Genomic DNA, 16,681 nt, shown 5'->3' with positions numbered 1-16,681 from the left:
GTCCCCCCCGGCGGCCTGCGTCACCGGGGATGACGGCCCCCGCCGCCTTCCTTGCCCGGACCGAACCCGGCTAGCACGTGTTCGTGAAGTGGTTCAATTGTGGCGAATCGATCCGTCCACTGTTGCACAAAGGCCAGCCTCAACCAGATTCAACTCTAAGTAGCAGCGCGGGGAACCTGGCGGCCACGTTCGGGCCTTGCCACCTGCCCCCCTGACGGCGCGGCTTCGGCCTGCTAGGGCGGTGCGGCAACACGCCCGGAAACACCACAGCGCATGACCGCCCCGCACCTCGACATCCTCGGCATCGGCAACGCCATCGTGGACGTCATCTCGCGCGCCGAGCCCGCGCTGCTCAGCGCCCGCGGCCTCACGCCGGGCGAGATGCGCCTGATCGACACCGCCGAGGCCGGCAGCCTTTACGACGCCATGGGCCCCGGCATCGAGAGCAGCGGCGGCTCGGCCGCCAATACCTGCGCCGTGGCGGCGGCGATCGGCGCCCGCGTGGGCTATCTCGGCAAGGTGGCCGACGACGCGCTGGGCACCGTCTTCGCCCATGACCTGCGCGCCGGCGGCATCCACTTCCCCACCGCCCCCGCCACCGGTGGCCTGCCCACGGCGCGCTGCCTGATCCTGGTCACGCCCGACGGCCAGCGGACCATGAACACCTATCTCGGCGCCTGCACCACCTTCGGCCCGGCCGACATCGACGAGGCCTCGGTGCGCGGCGCCGCCGTGACCTACATGGAAGGCTACCTGTTCGACCCGCCGGCCGCGCAGGACGCTTTCCGCACCGCCGCCTCCATCGCGCGTGAGGCCGGGCGCGAGGTCGCGATCTCCTTGTCGGACGCCTTCTGCGTCGGCCGCCACCGCGCCGCCTTCCGCGACTTCGTGAGCCGCCACGCCGACATCCTCTTCGCCAACGAGGACGAGGTGATGAGCCTCTACGAGGTCGGCAGCTTCGAGGCCGCGCTCGACGCCGTGCGGCGCGACGGGATCAAGATCGCGGCGCTGACCCGCAGCGCTGCCGGCAGCGTGGTGGTGGTGGACGGGGAGGCTCACGCCGTGGCCGCGGCCCCCGCCACCGTGGTGGACACCACCGGCGCGGGCGACGCCTACGCCGCCGGCTTCCTCGCGGCCCATGTGCGCGGCCTGCAGCCGGCCGAGCGCGGTCGCTGGGGCGGCATCGCCGCGGCCGAGGTGATTGGCCATCTCGGCGCCCGCCCGCAGGCCGACCTCAAGCCTCTGCTCGGCCTCGGCTGAACCCATCCAAGGCACCCGCGCGCCAACCGCGCGGGTGCTGCCGGGCACGGGGCCACGGGCCCGGGTTGCGCCCGGCAACCGTGCCCGTGTCGCGGGTGTTCCTCAGCCACGCCCGCTTTCGCGTCGCCGGCCACCCTGTTCACAGGAGTTTCACGATGAACCGTTCCGTCCGCTTCCTCGCCGCCACCGTGTTGCTGGGCAGCCTCGCCGCCTGCGGCGCGCCGTCGCAGGGCCTGCGCTCCTCGACGCCGGTGCAGGGCGCGCAGCCTTCCGCGGCGCTGGGCCCGACCGAGCTGGTGCCAGGCCGTGACATGGAAAACCCGATCGGCGGCGGCCGTCCGGCGCCGGGCGGCATGGAGCCGACGATCGACGCCCGCTCCCCGGCCCGCATCAGCAACTGAGCATCCCGGCGGGTGCTCCGATGGCCCCCCCCCTCGCGATGCCCCAATGGCGCCCCGCTTCCGCGCGGGGCGCCGCCCTGAACGAGGCAGGCAGCGCCAGGACGCGCCCGCCACCTGCCCGTCAGCCCGCGCCGCCCGTTGTCCACTCCCCGGGCCGGGCCGCCCCGGCGTCAGCTCCCGTGACACCGCCCTCCCCGGCCGACCGCCGGAGGCCCGCCAGGTAGTTCCGCACGGCGCCCCGGCCGCGCAGCACCGTCACCGGCCCGCGAAAGCCTTCCAGCATCGCGAGGTTGCGGGCGCGCTGGCGGTGGTTCCAGCGCCAGGTGAACAACAGGAAGCCCGGGTCCAGCCGCTCCGCACAGCCCGGCGCGACGTCGGCCCGCACGGTGCCGTAGCCCTGGAGGCAGCGGCGCAGCACCCGCAGCAGCGACAGCGAGGACGGCACGTCCAGGAACACCACCGCGTCGGCGCGGCGCAGGCGCATCTCCAGCGTGCCGGTGTAGTTGCCGTCGATCACCCAGCCCGGCAGCGCCGCGAGGCGCTCCACCTCCGCCCGGAATTCCACCGTGGGGGCCTCGACCCAACCCGGCCGCCAGTAGAAGCGGTCGAGGTGAAAGACCGGCAGCCCGAGACGCTCCCCCAGCTGCCGCGCGAGGCGGGATTTGCCGCTGCCCGGCGGCCCCATGACCACGATGCGTCGCATCCGCCCGCAACCCTCTGCCACCGCCGCCAGGGACTGGTCTTCCGCCAGGAAGCCGCCGCCGGCTGTTTCCCGGCCCTTCAGGGCGCTTCCGCCACGTCGGCCACCGCCCCGACTGTGCGCGCGCCGTGCGCGACGTCCAGTCCTTCCGTGACCTCGGCATGAACCTCCATGCCGGTCGGCACGGCATCGCCGTTGATCTCGGCGAAGGCGGCCTCGGCCGCGTCGCGCCCTTCGCCGATCCGCACCAGCGCGTCCAGCGGCGCCTGCCGGGTGGCGTCGAACAGCCACCACCGACCCCCGAGGAAGGCCGCGAAGACGGCGTGGAAGTCGGGCGGCACCAGCCCCGGCGCATGCGCCGACACGAAGCGCGCGGGGATGCCCAGGGCCCGGCAAAAGGCCACCGAGAGGTGCGCGAAGTCCCGGCACACCCCGGCGCCGGCCAGCAGCGTTTCGGTGGCGGTGGTGGTGGGGTTGGAGGCACCGCGCAGGTAGGCGATCCGGTCGTTCACCCAGTTGCAGATGGCGGTCACCCGCCCGTGGCCGGGCGCGATGGCGCCGAACTCGCGCCAGGCCAGCCGCTGCAGCTTGTCGGATTCGCAGAAGCGCGAGGGCCACAGGTGCGGCAGGACCTCGGGCGGCAGCTCGGCATAGGGCACCTCGTTGATCCCGGCCGGGTCCGCGACCTGCGGCTCCAGCAGAACCTCGGCCTCGTGGTGGACCAGCAGCGCCGTGCCCGCCGCCGCCCGGACGCGGAGGTAGCGGTTGCCGGTCACGGCTGCGGTCCAGCTCTCGTACGGCACCGCCTGCCCCTCGCCGCCCCCGGAACCGTCGCCATCCGTCGCGGTGATCCGCAGCACCTCGTGCAGCACGCGCTGGCGCGGGGTTTCGGCGGGCTGGATGTTGAGCACCAGCGTGGTGGAACCGTTGATGCGGTAGCCCAGCTGGCAGCCGAGGCGGATCTTCATGCTGGCTCCGGAACGAGGTGGGGTATGGCACCCGCACAACGACCCAGGCCGGGTTTCGCTGCGCCGCACCAGCAGCTTTTCCGCCGCGGCGTCCCGTAAGGCCGCACGCACGCGGCTTCCCCTGCCGCCCCGGTGATCAGCCGGCCGAAAACCTGCCTTCCGCGCAGGCCACTGCCCCCGGCCAGGCGGAAAGGAGCGGCCCGCGGCACCTGGGCCGCCGCGGCCGGCGGTGGCACCCTGCCCGCCGCACCGCATCACAGCGTGAGAACCGCCCGCCCATGTCCCCGCCCGTTGATCCCGTCCGCAGCGACGCCGCCCTGCCGGAGGCGGTGGACGTCGCCATCATCGGTGGCGGCATCGCGGGGGTGACCGCCGCCTACTTCCTGGCCAAGGCCGGCAGCCGTGTCGCGGTGCTGGAAAAGGGCGTGATCGCCGGGGAACAGTCCAGCCGCAACTGGGGCTGGTGCCGCGTGCAGAACCGCGACGAGCGCGAGATCCCGCTGATGCTGCGCTCCATGGAGCTGTGGGACACGCTGCCGCGCGAGGCCGGGATCAACCTCGGCTTCCGCCGCTGCGGCCTGGTCTACGCCACCCGGTCCGAGGCGGAGCTCGACACCTGGCGCCGCTGGATCGAGATGGCGCGGAACTACCAGTTCCACAGCCGTCTCCTGAGTGCCGAGGAGGCCCGCGCCATGACGCCCGGCAATGACGGCGCCTGGATCGGCGGCATCCATTCGCCCAACGACGGCATGGCCGAGCCGCGGATGGCCGCCCCCGCCATCGCCACCGCCGCGCAGCGCCTGGGCGCCACGATCCACCAGCGATGCGCGGTGCGCGGCCTCGACGTGGCGGGCGGCCGCGTCACCGGCGTGGTCACGGAACACGGGCGGCTGCGCGCGGGCGCGGTGCTGCTGGCGGGCGGCGCCTGGTCCTCGATGATGCTGCGACGGCACGGCATCGACCTGCCGCAATCGAGCATCCGCTCCACCGTCTTCCTCACCGAGCCCGCGGCCGAGGTCACGCCCGGCGGCCTCTACACCCCCGACATCACGATCGGCCGGCGCGGCAACGGCGGCTACATCATCGCCGCCAACAACCGCGGCGAGATCGAGATCACCCCGCAGGGCCTGCGCTACGCCCGCAAGTTCTGGCCCACGCTGATGGCGCGCCGGAAGATGGTGAAGTTCGCGATCGGCTCCTCCTTCTTCCGCGGCCCGCAGGCGCTGGGCCGAAGCTGGCCGCTGGATCGCCCGACGATCTTCGAGCAGGAGGACATGCGCACCCTCGACCCTGCACCCAAGACCGCCGTGGTGGAGCCCGCGTTGGCACAGCTCGGCCGCTCCTTCCCGGCGCTGGCGGGCACGAAGATGGACCGGGTCTGGGGCGCCTGGATCGATTCGACACCCGACGCGGTGCCGGTGATCGGGGCGGTGGAACGGCTGCCGGGACTGTTCCTGAGCACCGGCTACAGCGGCCACGGCTTCGGCATCGGCCCTGGCGCCGGGCACCTGGCCGCCGACCTCGTGCTGGGCCGCGCGCCCATCGTGGACCCCAGGCCCTTCCGCTACGAGCGGCTGGTGGACGGCTCGCCGATTCAGAAGCCTGGGATGATGTGAGGGCGCACGCCGGCCGCCCTGCGGCCGGCAGGCAGCCGTCCTAGCCGTGCGGCGGCAGCGCCGGCCCGGCCGGCGGGGATGCGCGGGAACGCCGCGCGCCCTCGAAGCCCGATCGCCTGCCGCACCGCCCCCCTCCCCATCCCCCGGGAAGGCCGCCTGACAGGGCCCTTTCCCGGCCCTGCGAGGCCGGGACGGACCACCCCGTTACGCCGGCACCGGCACCGGCCGCGTGTCGAGCAGCATCACCGCGCCGCCGGTGTGGGACAGCGGCGCGTGGTAGGTTTCCGCGACGAGCTTGACGTCCCGGGTCACCGCGCCCCGCATCACCAGCCAGGTCATGAACTCGAGCCCCTGGCTGCCGGCGAGATCGATCCATTCCTGGTTGCTGTAGCGGGTCAGCGGCAGGGGATCGTTCACGATCTTGTCCATGCACATGGCGTCGAAATCGCGGTTGATGAAGCCGCCCTGGCTGATCTGATGCGACAGCCCGCCGCTGGCCACCACCACCACCTTCATGTCCTCAGGATAGGAGCTGATGGCGCGGCCCAGCGCCTCGCCCAGCGCGAAGCAGCGGCTGGGCTTGGGCAGCGGGTGCTGGATGATGTTGATCTCGAGCGGGATCACCGGGATCGGCCAGGTCTCCTGCCCCGGATAGAGCAGGTCACCGGCGGTGACGCAGGCATGGTCGAGAACCATTTCCTGGCAGGTCGAGATGTCGAACTCGTCCTCCACCAGGGACTCCGCCACGTGCCAGGCGAACTTCGCGTCGCTCGCGAAGCGGCGGGGCGGCGGCGGGCCGAAGCCCTCATCGCCGTTGCGGTAGTCGATCGCCGTGCCGAGCGCGAAGGTCGGCTTGTTGTCGAGAAAGAAGTTCAGCCCGTGATCGTTGTAGATCACGATCATCAGGTCCGGCTTCGCGTCCTCCAGCCAGGCATGGAGCGGCGCGAAGGCGTCGAAGAACGGCTTCCAGTACGGGTCGTCCTGAAGGTTCTCGTGCACGGCCCGGCTGATCATGGGAACGTGCGACGTGGTGATGCATCCGATGAGCTGTGCCATGGTGTTCCTCGTCAGGACGCCTTGCCGCGCGGCACGGGAGCCAGCGGACCGCCGGCATAGGCGCGGGAAAGCTTGGTCATGAAGTAAAGGCTGACGCCCGCGGCGAGCAGGTCGTTCTTCTTGCCACTCTTCACGGCGGCGCGCTGTTCGCTGCTGAGCCCGTACTTCGTGCAGTAGGCGTCGATATCCGCCATGAACTCGTTGCGGTTCCGCTCGTCGTTCAGCGAGTGGCACAGCTTGTTCAGCGCGTAGCCGCGTTGCGCATCCTCGCCGTTGAAGATGCCCATGCGCATCCGTTCCGTGGCTTCCATCTCTCGCCTTCCCATCCAGGGTGAGGGTTTCAAATCCGGCCCGCGCCGGAGGGGCGCGGGAAAGCCGATGCCGCCCTCGCCGGGCGGCGGAAAGCGGTTCTAGGTCGTGACCTCCGTCACCTTCGGCGACCATTGCGGGCGCACCAGCACGATGCAGGCGGCGGCACCGAGAACCAGGAACACCACGATCACCTTCATGGGCAGGTCGTAGCTGCCGCTGATATGCAGCAGCCAGCCCGACAGCCCGGCCGCGAGACCGCCCGACAATCCCGCCGCCAGGTGCTGCACGCCGGTGACCATGCCGATGGCGCGCTGGGGGATCAGGGTGACCGCGCAAAGGGCGAGGCTGTTGGCACTCGCCAGCCCCAGGCACGAGAGCGAGAACACGTTCCAGAACAGCGCCGCGTTCAGGTCCGTCGTGTAGGCGCCGAACAGCACCGTGCCGGCGCCGATGAAGCCCAGCACCACGAAAACCTTGCGGGTGGTGACCGGGCTTGCGCCGCGCTCGATGATCTTGTCGGCCATCCAGCCGGCCAGCACCGCGACGATGGCGATGCCGCCGAAGCTGAAGAAGGTGTAGAGCGCGGAATGGGTCAGCGAGAGCCCGTGCTGCTCCACGAGGTAGGCCGGCATCCAGGTCATGCAGTAGAAGATGAAGTAGCTGTAGCAGAAGTTGATGATCATGCCGCCCCACACCACGGGGGAGGTGATGATGCTGCGGAAGGACACCGAGGCCGCCATCTGCCGCGCGGCCACCATCCCTTCCTTCCGCGGAAGATCGTTCTTCACGAAGGCCGTCCAGGGCAGCAGCCAGATCAGGCCCAGCAGGCCCGTGACGATGAACATCAGCCGCCAGTCGTAGCTCACGATCAGCCAGGCCCCGAGTGAGGCGCCGCCGGCGGTGCCGATCTTGTTGCCCATGGAAAAGATGCCGATGGCGGCACCGGTATGGCGCTCGGGCACGTTGTGGCGGATCCAGCGGTAGCTCGCCGGCATCACCACGCCTTCCATGGCGCCGACCATCACCCGCATGAAGATCAGCCCGGCAAAGGTCGTCATCAGGCCCGTGGCGGCGGTGGCCAGGCACCAAAGCGCGAAGCAGATCGCGTAGGGCCTCTTGGCGCCGTAGCGATCGACGATCCAGCCCATCGGGATCTGGGCCACGGCGTAGGACCAGAAGAAGGCGGACCCGATCCAGCCGCGATTGCCGTCGGACAGGTTGAAGAACTGCAGGAAGGGCTTGTTCGCGATGGCGGCGGAAATGCTGGAGCGATCGGCATAGGCGATCAGCACCCCCAGGCTCACCAGGATCATCACGCCCCAGTGCGAGGCGCCCGATCGCGCGACCTCCGTCTTCGCCTCCCCGAGAGGATGGATCTTGTCTGCTGTCGCGCTCACACGCCGCCTCCCTTGTACCGTTTCCGTCAGCGTCTTCAGCGCCATTACTGCCCGGCACAGTATGGAAGGCCCTGGCCATCAGCCCTTCGAAGTTGCGCGCGCGGCGATAAGATCCCTGCCGTCGCCGGGCCCTTCCGGGGCATCGAGCCTGACGCGGCGCGGATGAACCGGCGGCCGGCCGCGGCAGCCGCCCCTTTGCCCGCTGCGCCGGGCCGCGGGGATGGAGGTGGGAACCGGGCGGCCCGACGGCGGTCGGGCCCGGGCGCGCCTCCCGTACGGGCCGGCTTGCGGCATGGCGGGCCGCCCTTTCCCCCGGCGCACCCGGCCACGGTGAAACGGAGCACCTCCCCAGGGCAGGCCGCCGCGCCACGCGGCCCGATCCGCCCGGCCGTGAGCGTCCGGCGGCCGGGAAGGCCCGGCACCAGGCCAGTCCCGCCGCGCGGCGCCCGGGACCATCGTGCGATCCCGGCGGAAGTTCCTCCCCGATCTCGCCCCGGTGCGGGTCGATCCGCCCCCATCCCGCGCCACCTTGCCCTTCGGAAGGACCCGTGGCCCGCGGGGACACGCCCGGCGATCCGGGGCGCAGCAGGGGCCCGGGGCAAGGGCGAAACACCGCCCTCCGCCACACGCACCCCTGCGTCCGGCGCAGCCCTCACATCCAGCGCTCGCTTTTTCGTGCCCGAACGCCTATGTGTGCGCCGCAACAGGGCGCCGTCCGGAACATGGAGCGGTGCGCGCACCCATTCCCGGAACGGTTCTGACCCCTATGGAAATCCGTAACGTCGCGATCATCGCGCACGTCGACCACGGCAAGACGACGCTCGTGGACAACCTTCTCAAGCAGGCCGGCGCCTTCCGCGCCAACCAGGCCGTGGCCGAGCGCGCCATGGACCGCAACGACCTCGAGCGCGAGCGTGGCATCACCATCCTCGCCAAGTCCACCGCGGTCGAGTGGAAGGGCGTCAAGATCAACATCGTCGACACCCCGGGCCACGCCGACTTCGGCGGCGAGGTGGAGCGTATCCTGAGCATGGTGGATGGCGCCATCGTGCTGTGCGACGCGGCCGAGGGCCCGCTGCCGCAGACCAAGTTCGTGCTGACCAAGGCGCTGGCCCGCGGCCTGAAGCCGATCGTGGTCATCAACAAGGTGGACCGCCAGGACGCCCGCGCCGACGAGGTGCACAACGAGGTGTTCGACCTCTTCGCCGCCCTGGGCGCGACCGATGAGCAGCTCGACTTCCACACCATGTTCGCCTCGGGCCGCCAGGGCTGGGCCGACCTGACCATCGACGGTCCCCGCAAGGACCTGGCGCCGATGTTCGACCTGATCCTGAGCCACGTTCCGGCGCCGGTGGTCGACCTCGACAAGCCCTTCGCGATGAACGCCACGATCCTGGAGGCCGACAACTTCCTCGGCCGCATCCTGACGGGCCGCATCGAGCAGGGCGTCGCCCGCACCAACATGCCGGTGCGCGTGCTGCGCCAGGACGGCACGGTGGTGGAAACCGGCCGCCTGACCAAGCTGATGACCTTCTCGGGCCTGGAGCGCATCCCGGTCGACGAGGTCCAGGCGGGCGACATCTGCGCCATCGCCGGCCTGAGCGAGGCGACCATCCCCGACACCATCGCCTCCCCTGAGGTGACCGAGCCGCTGCCGGCGATCCCCATCGACCCGCCGACGCTGACCATGACCTTCCGCATCAACGACGGCCCGCTGGGCGGTCGCGAGGGCAAGAAGGTCACCTCGCGCCAGATCCGCGACCGTCTCTTCAAGGAGACCGAGGGCAACGTCGCCATCAAGGTGAAGGTGTCCGAGGAAGTGGACGCCTTCGAGGTGGCCGGCCGCGGTGAGCTGCAGCTCGGCGTGCTGATCGAGACGATGCGCCGCGAGGGCTTCGAGCTGACGATCGGCCGTCCGCGCGTGCTGACGCAGATCAACCCCGAGACCGGCGAGCGCGAGGAGCCGTTCGAGGAAGCCGTCATCGACGTCGATGAGGAATTCTCGGGCGTGGTCGTCGAGAAGATGTCGCTGCGCAAGGGCATGATGCAGGACATGCGCCCTTCGGGTGGTGGCAAGGTGCGCCTGACCTTCAACATCCCGTCGCGCGGCCTGATCGGCTACCACGGCGAGTTCATGACCGACACGCGCGGCACCGGCATGATGAACCGCCTGTTCCTGGGCTATCAGCCCTGGGCCGGGCCGATCGCCGGCCGCGTGAAGGGCTCGCTGATCTCCAACTCCGACGGCGAGGCGGTGCAGTACGCGCTGTTCGCCCTGCAGGAGCGCGGCGCGCTGTTCGTGGACCCGGGCAACAAGGTCTACACCGGCCTGATCCTGGGTGAGCATTCGCGCGAGAACGACCTCGACGTGAACCCGATCAAGGAAAAGAAGCTCACCAACGTCCGCGCCGCCGGCAAGGACGAGGCGCTTCTGCTGGTTCCGCCCCGCCGCATGTCGCTGGAGCAGGCCATCGCCTATATCGAGGACGACGAGCTGGTGGAGGTGACGCCGACGGCCGTTCGCCTGCGCAAGCGCTACCTCGACCCGCACGAGCGCAAGAAGCACGCCCGCCGCGCCGACAGCGAAGCGGCGTAAGAACCGGATCGGGGGGCTTCGGCCCCCCGAACTGTTTCCGGGGCCCTGTTTCCGGGCCCCGGGCTGCTTCCAACCGGCGGCCTACCGCCCCGCGGGCTTCAGCGCCTGCGCCAGCCGCACCAGCGACACGAACTCCGCCCGCCGGCCGTCCTCGTCGGCGCCGCGCGCCCCCGCGGCCACCGCCTCCACCTGCGGCAGGCCCCAGTCGCCCAGGTAGCGCGACCGCCGCAGCACCTGCGCGAAGCCCGCCACCGCCGTGGCGAAGCGGGCATCCTCCGAAGCCTCCTCGAACCGCGCCACCACGTCCGCCGGCACCACCGCGCGCTCGATCAGCCGGCTGCGCGCCTCGCCCGGCAGCTTGTAGCGAATGCGCAGGAAGGCGAACTCGCCGCTCGACGCCACCGGCCTGGCACGCGGCCGGGCATAGCGCAGCGGCTCGATCGGCGCCGTGGCGGCCCCGTCGGCCGGCACGAACTCGTAGAGCGCCGTGACCTCCCGCCCCGAGCCGACCTCGCCCGCATCCACGCGGTCGTTGTTGAAATCCTCCCGCCGCAGCGCCCGCGTCTCGTAGCCGATCAGCCGGTACTGCGAGACCTCGGCCGGGTTGAACTCCACCTGCAGCTTCACGTCGTCGGCCACCGGCACGATGTTGGCGGAAAAGTCCTCCACCAGCGCGCGGCGCGCATCCTCCAGGTTGCCGGCGTAGATCGAGGTGCCGTTGCCCGCCTTGGCCAGGGTGTTCAGCGTGCGGTCGTTCAGGTTGTCCAGCCCGACACCCATCGTCGTCAGGTAGACGCCGCCGGCGCGGCGGGCGGTGATCAGCTCCTCCAGCGCCTGCGGGCTGGACGGGCCGAGGTTGAAGTCGCCGTCGGTGGCCAGCACCACCCGGTTCACCGCACTTGCGTCGAAGTTCCGGGCGGCCAGGTCATAGGCCGTTTGCAGCCCCTGCGCGCCGCCGGTGCCGCCACCGGCCACCAGCCCGTCCAGCGCCGCGCGGATCTCGCCCTGCCGGTCGCCGGCGACCGAATCCAGCACCACGCGCGATCCGTTGGCGTAGGTCACCAGCGACACGCGGTCCTCGGGCCGCAGCTGCGGCACCAGCAGCCCCAGCGCCTTGCGCACCAGCTCAAGCCGGTCGGGCGGCGACATCGAGCCCGACACGTCCACCAGGAACACGAGGTTGAGCTTCGGCCGCGCGGCCCGCGGCGGGGCGTAGCTGCGCAACCCCACCTGCATCAGCCGCTTCGTCGCATCCCAGGGCGCCGGAAACACCGACACCGTGGGCTCGAAGGGACGTTGGGCGGAGCGCGGCGCGGCGTAGCGGTAGTGGAAGGCGTTGATGAACTCTTCCGGCCGCACCGCCTGGGCCGGGGGCAGGTAGCCCTCGTTGATCGCGCGCTTCGCCACCGCGTAGGACAGGGTGTCGGCGCTCATCGAGAAGGTGGACACCGGCTCCTGCGCCACGAGGCGGTAGGCGCCTTCCTCGGCGTTGTTGAAGCGGCTGGCATCGGGCATCGGCGAGACGCTTGCCGGAACGTAGGCGTTCCGGGCCGGCCCCGGCGCCATCGCCTGCGCCGGCATCGGGGCCGGTGCCACCATGGGGGCAGGCGCGATCATGCCCCTCGGTCCCGCCGCCTCGCAGGCCGTCAGGCTCAACAGGGCGGCCAGTGCCACCCGATCCCATGCTTTCACGCGAAAACCACCCTGTGTCACCGGGCTGCGCCGCGGCCGCGCCACTTGCGGCCTTTCCGATTCGCAACGCCGTCGGAGGGCAGCCTCGTTGGCCAGGCGGTCTGAAATCATGGCGGCCACGTCATTCTTCGGCCATCAATCCTGCGCGGAGGATTGCCGGCCCGACCTGGGGCAAGCCGCATGGGCCGGGACCTGCCCTCCCCACCGGAATTCGCTCGTTTGTCACGCCGGAAGCAAGGCTTTCCCCGATCCTGCCGCGTTCCCCGACGGTGACGGTCCGACGCCGCGATGCCGGGCCGCAACCCCGGAACACGCGGAACGTTTAGCGAACAACAACCCAGGAGACCACGACGGTGGCAAAGCAGGACCAGCACAGCGCGCCCGAGAACCCCAAGACCGATCCGGAGCCCGGCTCCAACACGGTCAAGGACCCCGACAACTGGACCACGGGCGACGAGGCGATGACCGGCGCCCAGGCCAGCTACCTCAAGACGCTGAGCGAGGAAGCGGGCGAGGAGTTCGACCCCAGCCTCAGCAAGGCCGAGGCGTCCAAGCGCATAGACGCGCTGCAGAACAAGACCGGCCGCGGCAAGGACCACTGAGAAGAGGCCACCGAGCCTGGCCTGAACCCCTCCCCGCGGGCGGTCCCGTTCTCGGAACCACCCGCGCCCCGGCCCGGTGAAGCGCAGCCCTCCGGCGCCGGCGGCCGGGACCGGCCCCCGCACCCATGTGTCGGGGGCCGGGGGTCCCGGCATACCCGCCTCCGGTTCGCAGCGGTCGTAAAACCCCCGCTCCAGGCCGGCGCTCCCGGTGGTCGTGCGGCCATCGGGCCTCACACACCGCCGCCGGGGGTCAGGCCCGTGCGCCGCCGGCCGGGCGTTCAGCCGCCCCGCAGGCCCAGCTTGCGCGACGCCGCCGCCACGCAGCGCTCGAACACCTCCAGCGCGTCGAAGGGCAGCACCGCGCCGCCCTCTGGCACCAGCAGCGGCAGCCCGCCGCCGTCCAGCACCGCGCCCGGCACCATCAGGTTATCCGGCACGCCGAAATCCTCCACCGTGATGCCGGGGATGGGGTCCGCCGCGCACAGCAGGTGGTCGCGGCTGCGCTCCCCGAAGCCGCGGCCGTCGTTGGAATAGCCGAAGACCGGGCGCCCGCGCCCCACGAACCAGCCGATCTCCACCAGCGTGCCCGCATCCGCCGAGGGGCCGCGAAAGGGCGTGAGGTTGGCGATCACGATGTCGCATTCCTCCATCATCGCCACGTCCTTGCGATAGATCGCCAGCCACGGCTCATCCGCCTGGATCGCGGCCAGTCCTTCCGCATCCTCGTTCAGGGGCGGGCGGCCGGTGATGCCGTAGCGCGCGCAGATCTCGACCTTGCGGCGCGCCTGGGCGCGCGCTTCGGGCAGGAACACGTCCGGACCCGCCAGGTAAGCCTTCATCGCCGCATCCTCGCGCTTCTGCACCGCCGCCCCCGGCCGGTTCCACGAAACCCTGTCTCCCCCAGCCTGCGGCGGAGGTCCAGACGCCCGGCCCCTTTCCGCGCCGGTGCGGCAAGGCCCGGCAGCCTTGGTCGCGCTCCCGCCCCGCGCCTATAACCCGAGACCATGCCCCTGCCCCGATCCTCCGCCCCCGCGCTTCCGCTCGCCACGGCCCTGCTGCTGCTCGGCGCCTGCTCCCTGCCGAGCCAGAGCGAGCCGCAGGGGCGTGCCGCGGCCGTGTCCGCCGCCGGCGGCATCGCCACGCTGGCGCCGGCGGAGCCCATCGCGGTGAACGAGAGCGAAACGCCCGGTGGCAACTACACGGTCTTCAACGTCACCCCGCGCATCGAGCAGCGGCCGGCCGACGCGCCCTATCCGCTGCTGCTGACGGGGCTGGTCGCGGCCCGGAGCCACGCCGACCCGACGCAGCGCATCTTCCGCGCCATTTTCGCGATCACCTATCGCGCCGGCGAGGGGGATCAGAACGGGGGTCAGGATGGTGCCCGGGGCACGGCCAAGCCCGGCACGGCCCAGTCCGGCACGGCCCAAGGCGCGACCCAGGCCAGTTCCCAGGTCGCTCCCCAGGCCGCCACGCCGGGCCGGCAGCGCTTCACCAGCATCCTGATCGGCCGGCATGTTCCGGGTCCCTTGCGCGAGGTCGACCACGACCTGCGCTGCGACGCGCCGCGGAACTGCCTTTACACCGAAACGCTGGCGACCTTCCTGCCGGAGGCCGACCTGCGCGCCGCCGCCACCGCCGACCGCGCCCTGGCCTTCCGGCTGGACGGCACGCTGCCGGTGGAGGGCGCGATCCCGCCCGACCAGATCCGCGCCCTGATCACCCGCATCGACAGCCCCGCCCGCTGAGGAGCCCGGGCGCGCATCCCGCGCCGCGTGCCCGCAACCGTGAAAGAACCACCGATGTCATTCTATCGAGGCATGCAGTGCCGGAACGTCGTCCTGCAGGGTGACGACGGCAGCCCGGTCACCGCCTACGTGGCGAAGCCGGAAGGCGACGGTCCCTTCCCCTCCGTGGTGCTGATCCATCACCTGCCGGGCTGGGGCGAGTTCTACATCGAGACGACGCGCCGCTTCGCGCATCACGGCTTTCTCGCGATCTGCCCCAACCTTTATTCCCGCGCGGGCGAGGGTGATCCGGACGACGTCGCGGCACGGGTCCGCGCCGAAGGCGGCGTCGCGGATGCACAGGTCGTGGGCGACACGGCGGCCGCGGTGGCTTGGCTGCGCGCGCAGCCCGAAAGCAACGGCAAGGTCGCGCTGTTCGGCTCCTGCTCCGGCGGCCGGCACGCCTTCCTGTATGCCTGCCAGCGCGATGACGTGGATGCCTGCGCCGAGCTCTGGGGCGGGCGCGTGATCATGCAGCCGGAGGAGATCAACCCCAAGACGCCGGTCGCCCCGATCACGCTGACGGCGTCGCTGTGCTGCCCCCTCATCGGCATCTTCGGCAATGACGACCGCAAGCCGAGCCCCGAGCAGGTGAACCAGCACGAGGCCGAGCTGCGCCGGCACAACAAGAGCTACGAGTTCCACCGCTACGACGGTGCGGGCCACGGCTTCTTCTACTGGAACCGGCCCATCTATCGCCCCGAGCAGACCATGGATGCCTGGGACAAGGTCTTCCGCTTCTTCCGCCAGAACCTGGACCGGTAAGGGACACCCGCGATGTGCACCTCGATCGTCGAGATCGTCGCCGCGGACGGCATGGCCAAGCGCGGCGCCACCTGGTTCCCGCTGAGCCGCACCGTGGTCGCCTACGACCACGCGCGCCACGCGCCGCTGGGCGACGTGATCACGCTGGACTTCCTCAACACCGCGCTCGAACCCGGCGCCCGCGCCGCGGTGGAGATGACGCTGGACAGCGCCCGGGCGCTGCGCGACGCGCTCACCCGCGCGATCCTGGCAGCCGAGGCGGAGGAAGCGGAAGTCCGGGGCCAGGCCGCGACACCGGCGCTCGTCCGCGTGGCCTGAGGAGGGAGCGCCGCCCGGCACCGTTGACGGGGAGGGGGAGAAGGAGTTCTCCCCCTCCCCGAACCCCTCGCCCCTCATCTTTTTCCGGGATGCTGCCGCAGGAACGTGGCCAGGGCCGTGCGCTCCGGCTCCTGGAGCCGGAGCGAGGGACGTGTCAGCAAGCGCTGACAGGACGCTTTAACCGTTTCAGCAGTACCAGCGGCCGCCGTACCGCGACGGGCCTGCACCGTTCCCGCGGCAGCGTCCCGGAAAAAGATGAGTGGGGGTCCGGGGGAGAGAATTCCTTCTCTCCCCCGGGACGCACCACCAGCGCGACATCTGGCAACGGCCATGCTCCCCCGGATTGGCACCCGAACAGCCCTACCGCGCCGCGGCGGCCCAGGGCGTCGTCGCGGTCGGACCGATGCCAACTTCCTGCAAGGTCACGTCGCCGTCGCGCGCGATGCCGTAGTGCGGCGTGCCGGCCGGGATCACCACGACGCTGCCCGGCGGCAGGGCCTGCAGTTTCGCCTCATCGAAGGTGCCGCCGAAGCCCTGGTAGAAGGTGCCCGACAGCACGGTGACGATGCGCGCGTCCGGATGGGTATGGGGCAGGTTGCGCACACCCTTCGGATAGGTGACGTGGCTGGCGTAGAGCGAGCCTGCCGCGTTGCGATCGCCCGCGACCTGCGCCACGACGAGGTCGTTGATCCTGTTCCAGTGGCGCGCGTCGGCCGGCACGACGGTGGGTGGCGTCCAGTCCTGCGCCAGGGCCGTGCCCGCCCCAATGAACAGCAGCGACGCCGCCAGCATCCGCATCCTCATTCCCGATCCCCTCCCTCCTCGTGCCGCCCGGCGCATCGCCCTTTGTTCCGGCGCGGCTGCTTTCCGACATCCCGTGCCTCAGTGCGCGCACCACCGCGTGTCGGCGAAGCGTGGCACGTCGGCTTCCGTGATCGCGCGCAGCTGTCCGGTGCCGCGCAGGACGCAGGGCCACCCCAGCTGCGCCGCGCGCGTCCGGCAGCTCACCCCGCCGCCGCACCCAGCCGGCGGCCGCCCGCGCGCCGGTGTCGCGCCATGGGCTGGATCGCGCCGGAAGCGGACCGGCACGCAAGACCACACCCGCAGCCGGGGCGCCGCCGTTCCGCAGCCATCCCCGTCGCGCCCGCAACGCTTGCGTCCCGGGCAACGGAAGGCAGCATCGTCAACGTTGCGTGTCGGCACCAATCAGAAAC

At 71.3% G+C, this 16,681-nt stretch carries 16 protein-coding genes; 8 read left to right on the top strand and 8 right to left on the bottom strand.

The features are described 5' to 3' along the window. Nucleotides 1–273 precede the first annotated feature (273 nt). Together ACFFGY_RS09105 and ACFFGY_RS09100 are read left to right on the top strand one after the other, a co-directional pair. Entirely contained in the window at nucleotides 274–1,260 is a 987-nt protein-coding gene (locus ACFFGY_RS09105) for an adenosine kinase (RefSeq protein ID WP_377044160.1), read from the top strand. A 155-nt stretch (nucleotides 1,261–1,415) separates the two neighbouring features. After that, nucleotides 1,416–1,661 carry a hypothetical protein gene (locus ACFFGY_RS09100; protein WP_377044159.1) on the top strand — a complete coding sequence of 82 codons (246 nt, stop codon included), beginning with the start codon at nucleotides 1,416–1,418 and terminating at the stop codon, nucleotides 1,659–1,661. 121 nt (nucleotides 1,662–1,782) lie between these two features. Here the strand turns inward: ACFFGY_RS09100 and ACFFGY_RS09095 are convergent, their stop codons facing one another. Both ACFFGY_RS09095 and ACFFGY_RS09090 read right to left on the bottom strand, forming a co-directional pair. Further along, nucleotides 1,783–2,364, bottom strand: a complete 582-nt coding sequence (locus ACFFGY_RS09095) for a P-loop NTPase family protein (protein WP_377044158.1) — start codon at nucleotides 2,362–2,364, stop codon at nucleotides 1,783–1,785. A 77-nt stretch (nucleotides 2,365–2,441) separates the two neighbouring features. Next, on the bottom strand, nucleotides 2,442–3,329 hold the full coding sequence (locus ACFFGY_RS09090; RefSeq protein WP_377044157.1) for a transglutaminase-like domain-containing protein: 888 nt from the start codon (nucleotides 3,327–3,329) through the stop codon (nucleotides 2,442–2,444). A 278-nt stretch (nucleotides 3,330–3,607) separates the two neighbouring features. Here ACFFGY_RS09090 and ACFFGY_RS09085 point away from each other — a divergent pair, with 278 nt between their 5' ends. Continuing rightward, a complete protein-coding gene (locus ACFFGY_RS09085) occupies nucleotides 3,608–4,945 on the top strand; it encodes an NAD(P)/FAD-dependent oxidoreductase (RefSeq protein ID WP_377044156.1) in 1,338 nt (445 codons plus the stop codon). A 204-nt stretch (nucleotides 4,946–5,149) separates the two neighbouring features. Here ACFFGY_RS09085 and ACFFGY_RS09080 read toward each other — a convergent pair whose 3' ends face one another. The 3 genes from ACFFGY_RS09080 to ACFFGY_RS09070 all read right to left on the bottom strand — a co-directional run bounded on the left by ACFFGY_RS09080 (nucleotide 5,150) and on the right by ACFFGY_RS09070 (nucleotide 7,710). Continuing rightward, nucleotides 5,150–6,001, bottom strand: coding sequence for a class III extradiol dioxygenase family protein (locus ACFFGY_RS09080; RefSeq protein ID WP_377044155.1), 852 nt, complete (start codon nucleotides 5,999–6,001; stop codon nucleotides 5,150–5,152). An 11-nt stretch (nucleotides 6,002–6,012) separates the two neighbouring features. Continuing rightward, nucleotides 6,013–6,312 carry a hypothetical protein gene (locus tag ACFFGY_RS09075; RefSeq protein WP_377044154.1) on the bottom strand — a complete coding sequence of 100 codons (300 nt, stop codon included), beginning with the start codon at nucleotides 6,310–6,312 and terminating at the stop codon, nucleotides 6,013–6,015. Nucleotides 6,313–6,411: 99 nt separating this feature from the next. Beyond that, the gene (locus tag ACFFGY_RS09070; RefSeq protein WP_377044153.1) at nucleotides 6,412–7,710 is read right to left on the bottom strand and encodes an MFS transporter; all 1,299 of its coding nucleotides are present in this window, start codon (nucleotides 7,708–7,710) and stop codon (nucleotides 6,412–6,414) included. Nucleotides 7,711–8,476: 766 nt separating this feature from the next. Between ACFFGY_RS09070 and typA the strand changes: the two genes are divergently transcribed. After that, complete coding sequence (gene typA / locus ACFFGY_RS09065) at nucleotides 8,477–10,306, top strand: translational GTPase TypA (protein ID WP_377044152.1); 1,830 nt, start codon at nucleotides 8,477–8,479, stop codon at nucleotides 10,304–10,306. Between the two features lie 81 nt (nucleotides 10,307–10,387). On the opposite strand, the gene ACFFGY_RS09060 is transcribed toward typA, so the two are convergent. Continuing rightward, entirely contained in the window at nucleotides 10,388–11,923 is a 1,536-nt protein-coding gene (locus tag ACFFGY_RS09060; RefSeq protein WP_377044151.1) for a vWA domain-containing protein, read from the bottom strand. 428 nt (nucleotides 11,924–12,351) lie between these two features. Here ACFFGY_RS09060 and ACFFGY_RS09055 point away from each other — a divergent pair, with 428 nt between their 5' ends. After that, nucleotides 12,352–12,600 carry a DUF3072 domain-containing protein gene (locus tag ACFFGY_RS09055; protein ID WP_377044150.1) on the top strand — a complete coding sequence of 83 codons (249 nt, stop codon included), beginning with the start codon at nucleotides 12,352–12,354 and terminating at the stop codon, nucleotides 12,598–12,600. 278 nt (nucleotides 12,601–12,878) lie between these two features. Here ACFFGY_RS09055 and ACFFGY_RS09050 read toward each other — a convergent pair whose 3' ends face one another. After that, entirely contained in the window at nucleotides 12,879–13,439 is a 561-nt protein-coding gene (locus ACFFGY_RS09050) for a nucleoside 2-deoxyribosyltransferase (RefSeq protein ID WP_377044149.1), read from the bottom strand. A gap of 165 nt (nucleotides 13,440–13,604) precedes the next feature. Between ACFFGY_RS09050 and ACFFGY_RS09045 the strand changes: the two genes are divergently transcribed. The 3 genes from ACFFGY_RS09045 to ACFFGY_RS09035 are packed head-to-tail and all read left to right on the top strand — an operon-like array spanning nucleotide 13,605 to nucleotide 15,467. Continuing rightward, nucleotides 13,605–14,345, top strand: a complete 741-nt coding sequence (locus tag ACFFGY_RS09045; protein WP_377044148.1) for a hypothetical protein — start codon at nucleotides 13,605–13,607, stop codon at nucleotides 14,343–14,345. A 54-nt stretch (nucleotides 14,346–14,399) separates the two neighbouring features. After that, nucleotides 14,400–15,149 carry a dienelactone hydrolase family protein gene (locus ACFFGY_RS09040; protein ID WP_377044147.1) on the top strand — a complete coding sequence of 250 codons (750 nt, stop codon included), beginning with the start codon at nucleotides 14,400–14,402 and terminating at the stop codon, nucleotides 15,147–15,149. Nucleotides 15,150–15,161: 12 nt separating this feature from the next. After that, entirely contained in the window at nucleotides 15,162–15,467 is a 306-nt protein-coding gene (locus ACFFGY_RS09035) for a DUF6295 family protein (RefSeq protein WP_377044146.1), read from the top strand. Nucleotides 15,468–15,827: 360 nt separating this feature from the next. On the opposite strand, the gene ACFFGY_RS09030 is transcribed toward ACFFGY_RS09035, so the two are convergent. Further along, on the bottom strand, nucleotides 15,828–16,271 hold the full coding sequence (locus ACFFGY_RS09030; protein ID WP_377044145.1) for a cupin domain-containing protein: 444 nt from the start codon (nucleotides 16,269–16,271) through the stop codon (nucleotides 15,828–15,830). Nucleotides 16,272–16,681: the final 410 nt, after the last annotated feature.

This window comes from Roseomonas elaeocarpi (genome assembly GCF_042433915.1).
Taxonomy (GTDB): domain Bacteria; phylum Pseudomonadota; class Alphaproteobacteria; order Acetobacterales; family Acetobacteraceae; genus Roseomonas; species Roseomonas elaeocarpi.
This window is presented reverse-complemented; position numbering and strand designations above follow the sequence as displayed.

Excerpts from the sequence above, each read along its gene's own strand:
- ACFFGY_RS09105 (WP_377044160.1), top strand. The coding sequence starts at position 274 with ATGACCGCCCCGCACCTCGACATCCTCGGCATCGGCAACGCCATCGTG.
- ACFFGY_RS09100 (WP_377044159.1), top strand. The coding sequence starts at position 1,416 with ATGAACCGTTCCGTCCGCTTCCTCGCCGCCACCGTGTTGCTGGGCAGC.
- ACFFGY_RS09095 (WP_377044158.1), bottom strand. The coding sequence starts at position 2,364 with ATGCGACGCATCGTGGTCATGGGGCCGCCGGGCAGCGGCAAATCCCGC.
- ACFFGY_RS09090 (WP_377044157.1), bottom strand. The coding sequence starts at position 3,329 with ATGAAGATCCGCCTCGGCTGCCAGCTGGGCTACCGCATCAACGGTTCC.
- ACFFGY_RS09085 (WP_377044156.1), top strand. The coding sequence starts at position 3,608 with ATGTCCCCGCCCGTTGATCCCGTCCGCAGCGACGCCGCCCTGCCGGAG.
- ACFFGY_RS09080 (WP_377044155.1), bottom strand. The coding sequence starts at position 6,001 with ATGGCACAGCTCATCGGATGCATCACCACGTCGCACGTTCCCATGATC.
- ACFFGY_RS09075 (WP_377044154.1), bottom strand. The coding sequence starts at position 6,312 with ATGGAAGCCACGGAACGGATGCGCATGGGCATCTTCAACGGCGAGGAT.
- typA (WP_377044152.1), top strand. The coding sequence starts at position 8,477 with ATGGAAATCCGTAACGTCGCGATCATCGCGCACGTCGACCACGGCAAG.
- ACFFGY_RS09060 (WP_377044151.1), bottom strand. The coding sequence starts at position 11,923 with ATGATCGCGCCTGCCCCCATGGTGGCACCGGCCCCGATGCCGGCGCAG.
- ACFFGY_RS09050 (WP_377044149.1), bottom strand. The coding sequence starts at position 13,439 with ATGAAGGCTTACCTGGCGGGTCCGGACGTGTTCCTGCCCGAAGCGCGC.
- ACFFGY_RS09045 (WP_377044148.1), top strand. The coding sequence starts at position 13,605 with ATGCCCCTGCCCCGATCCTCCGCCCCCGCGCTTCCGCTCGCCACGGCC.
- ACFFGY_RS09040 (WP_377044147.1), top strand. The coding sequence starts at position 14,400 with ATGTCATTCTATCGAGGCATGCAGTGCCGGAACGTCGTCCTGCAGGGT.
- ACFFGY_RS09035 (WP_377044146.1), top strand. The coding sequence starts at position 15,162 with ATGTGCACCTCGATCGTCGAGATCGTCGCCGCGGACGGCATGGCCAAG.
- ACFFGY_RS09030 (WP_377044145.1), bottom strand. The coding sequence starts at position 16,271 with ATGAGGATGCGGATGCTGGCGGCGTCGCTGCTGTTCATTGGGGCGGGC.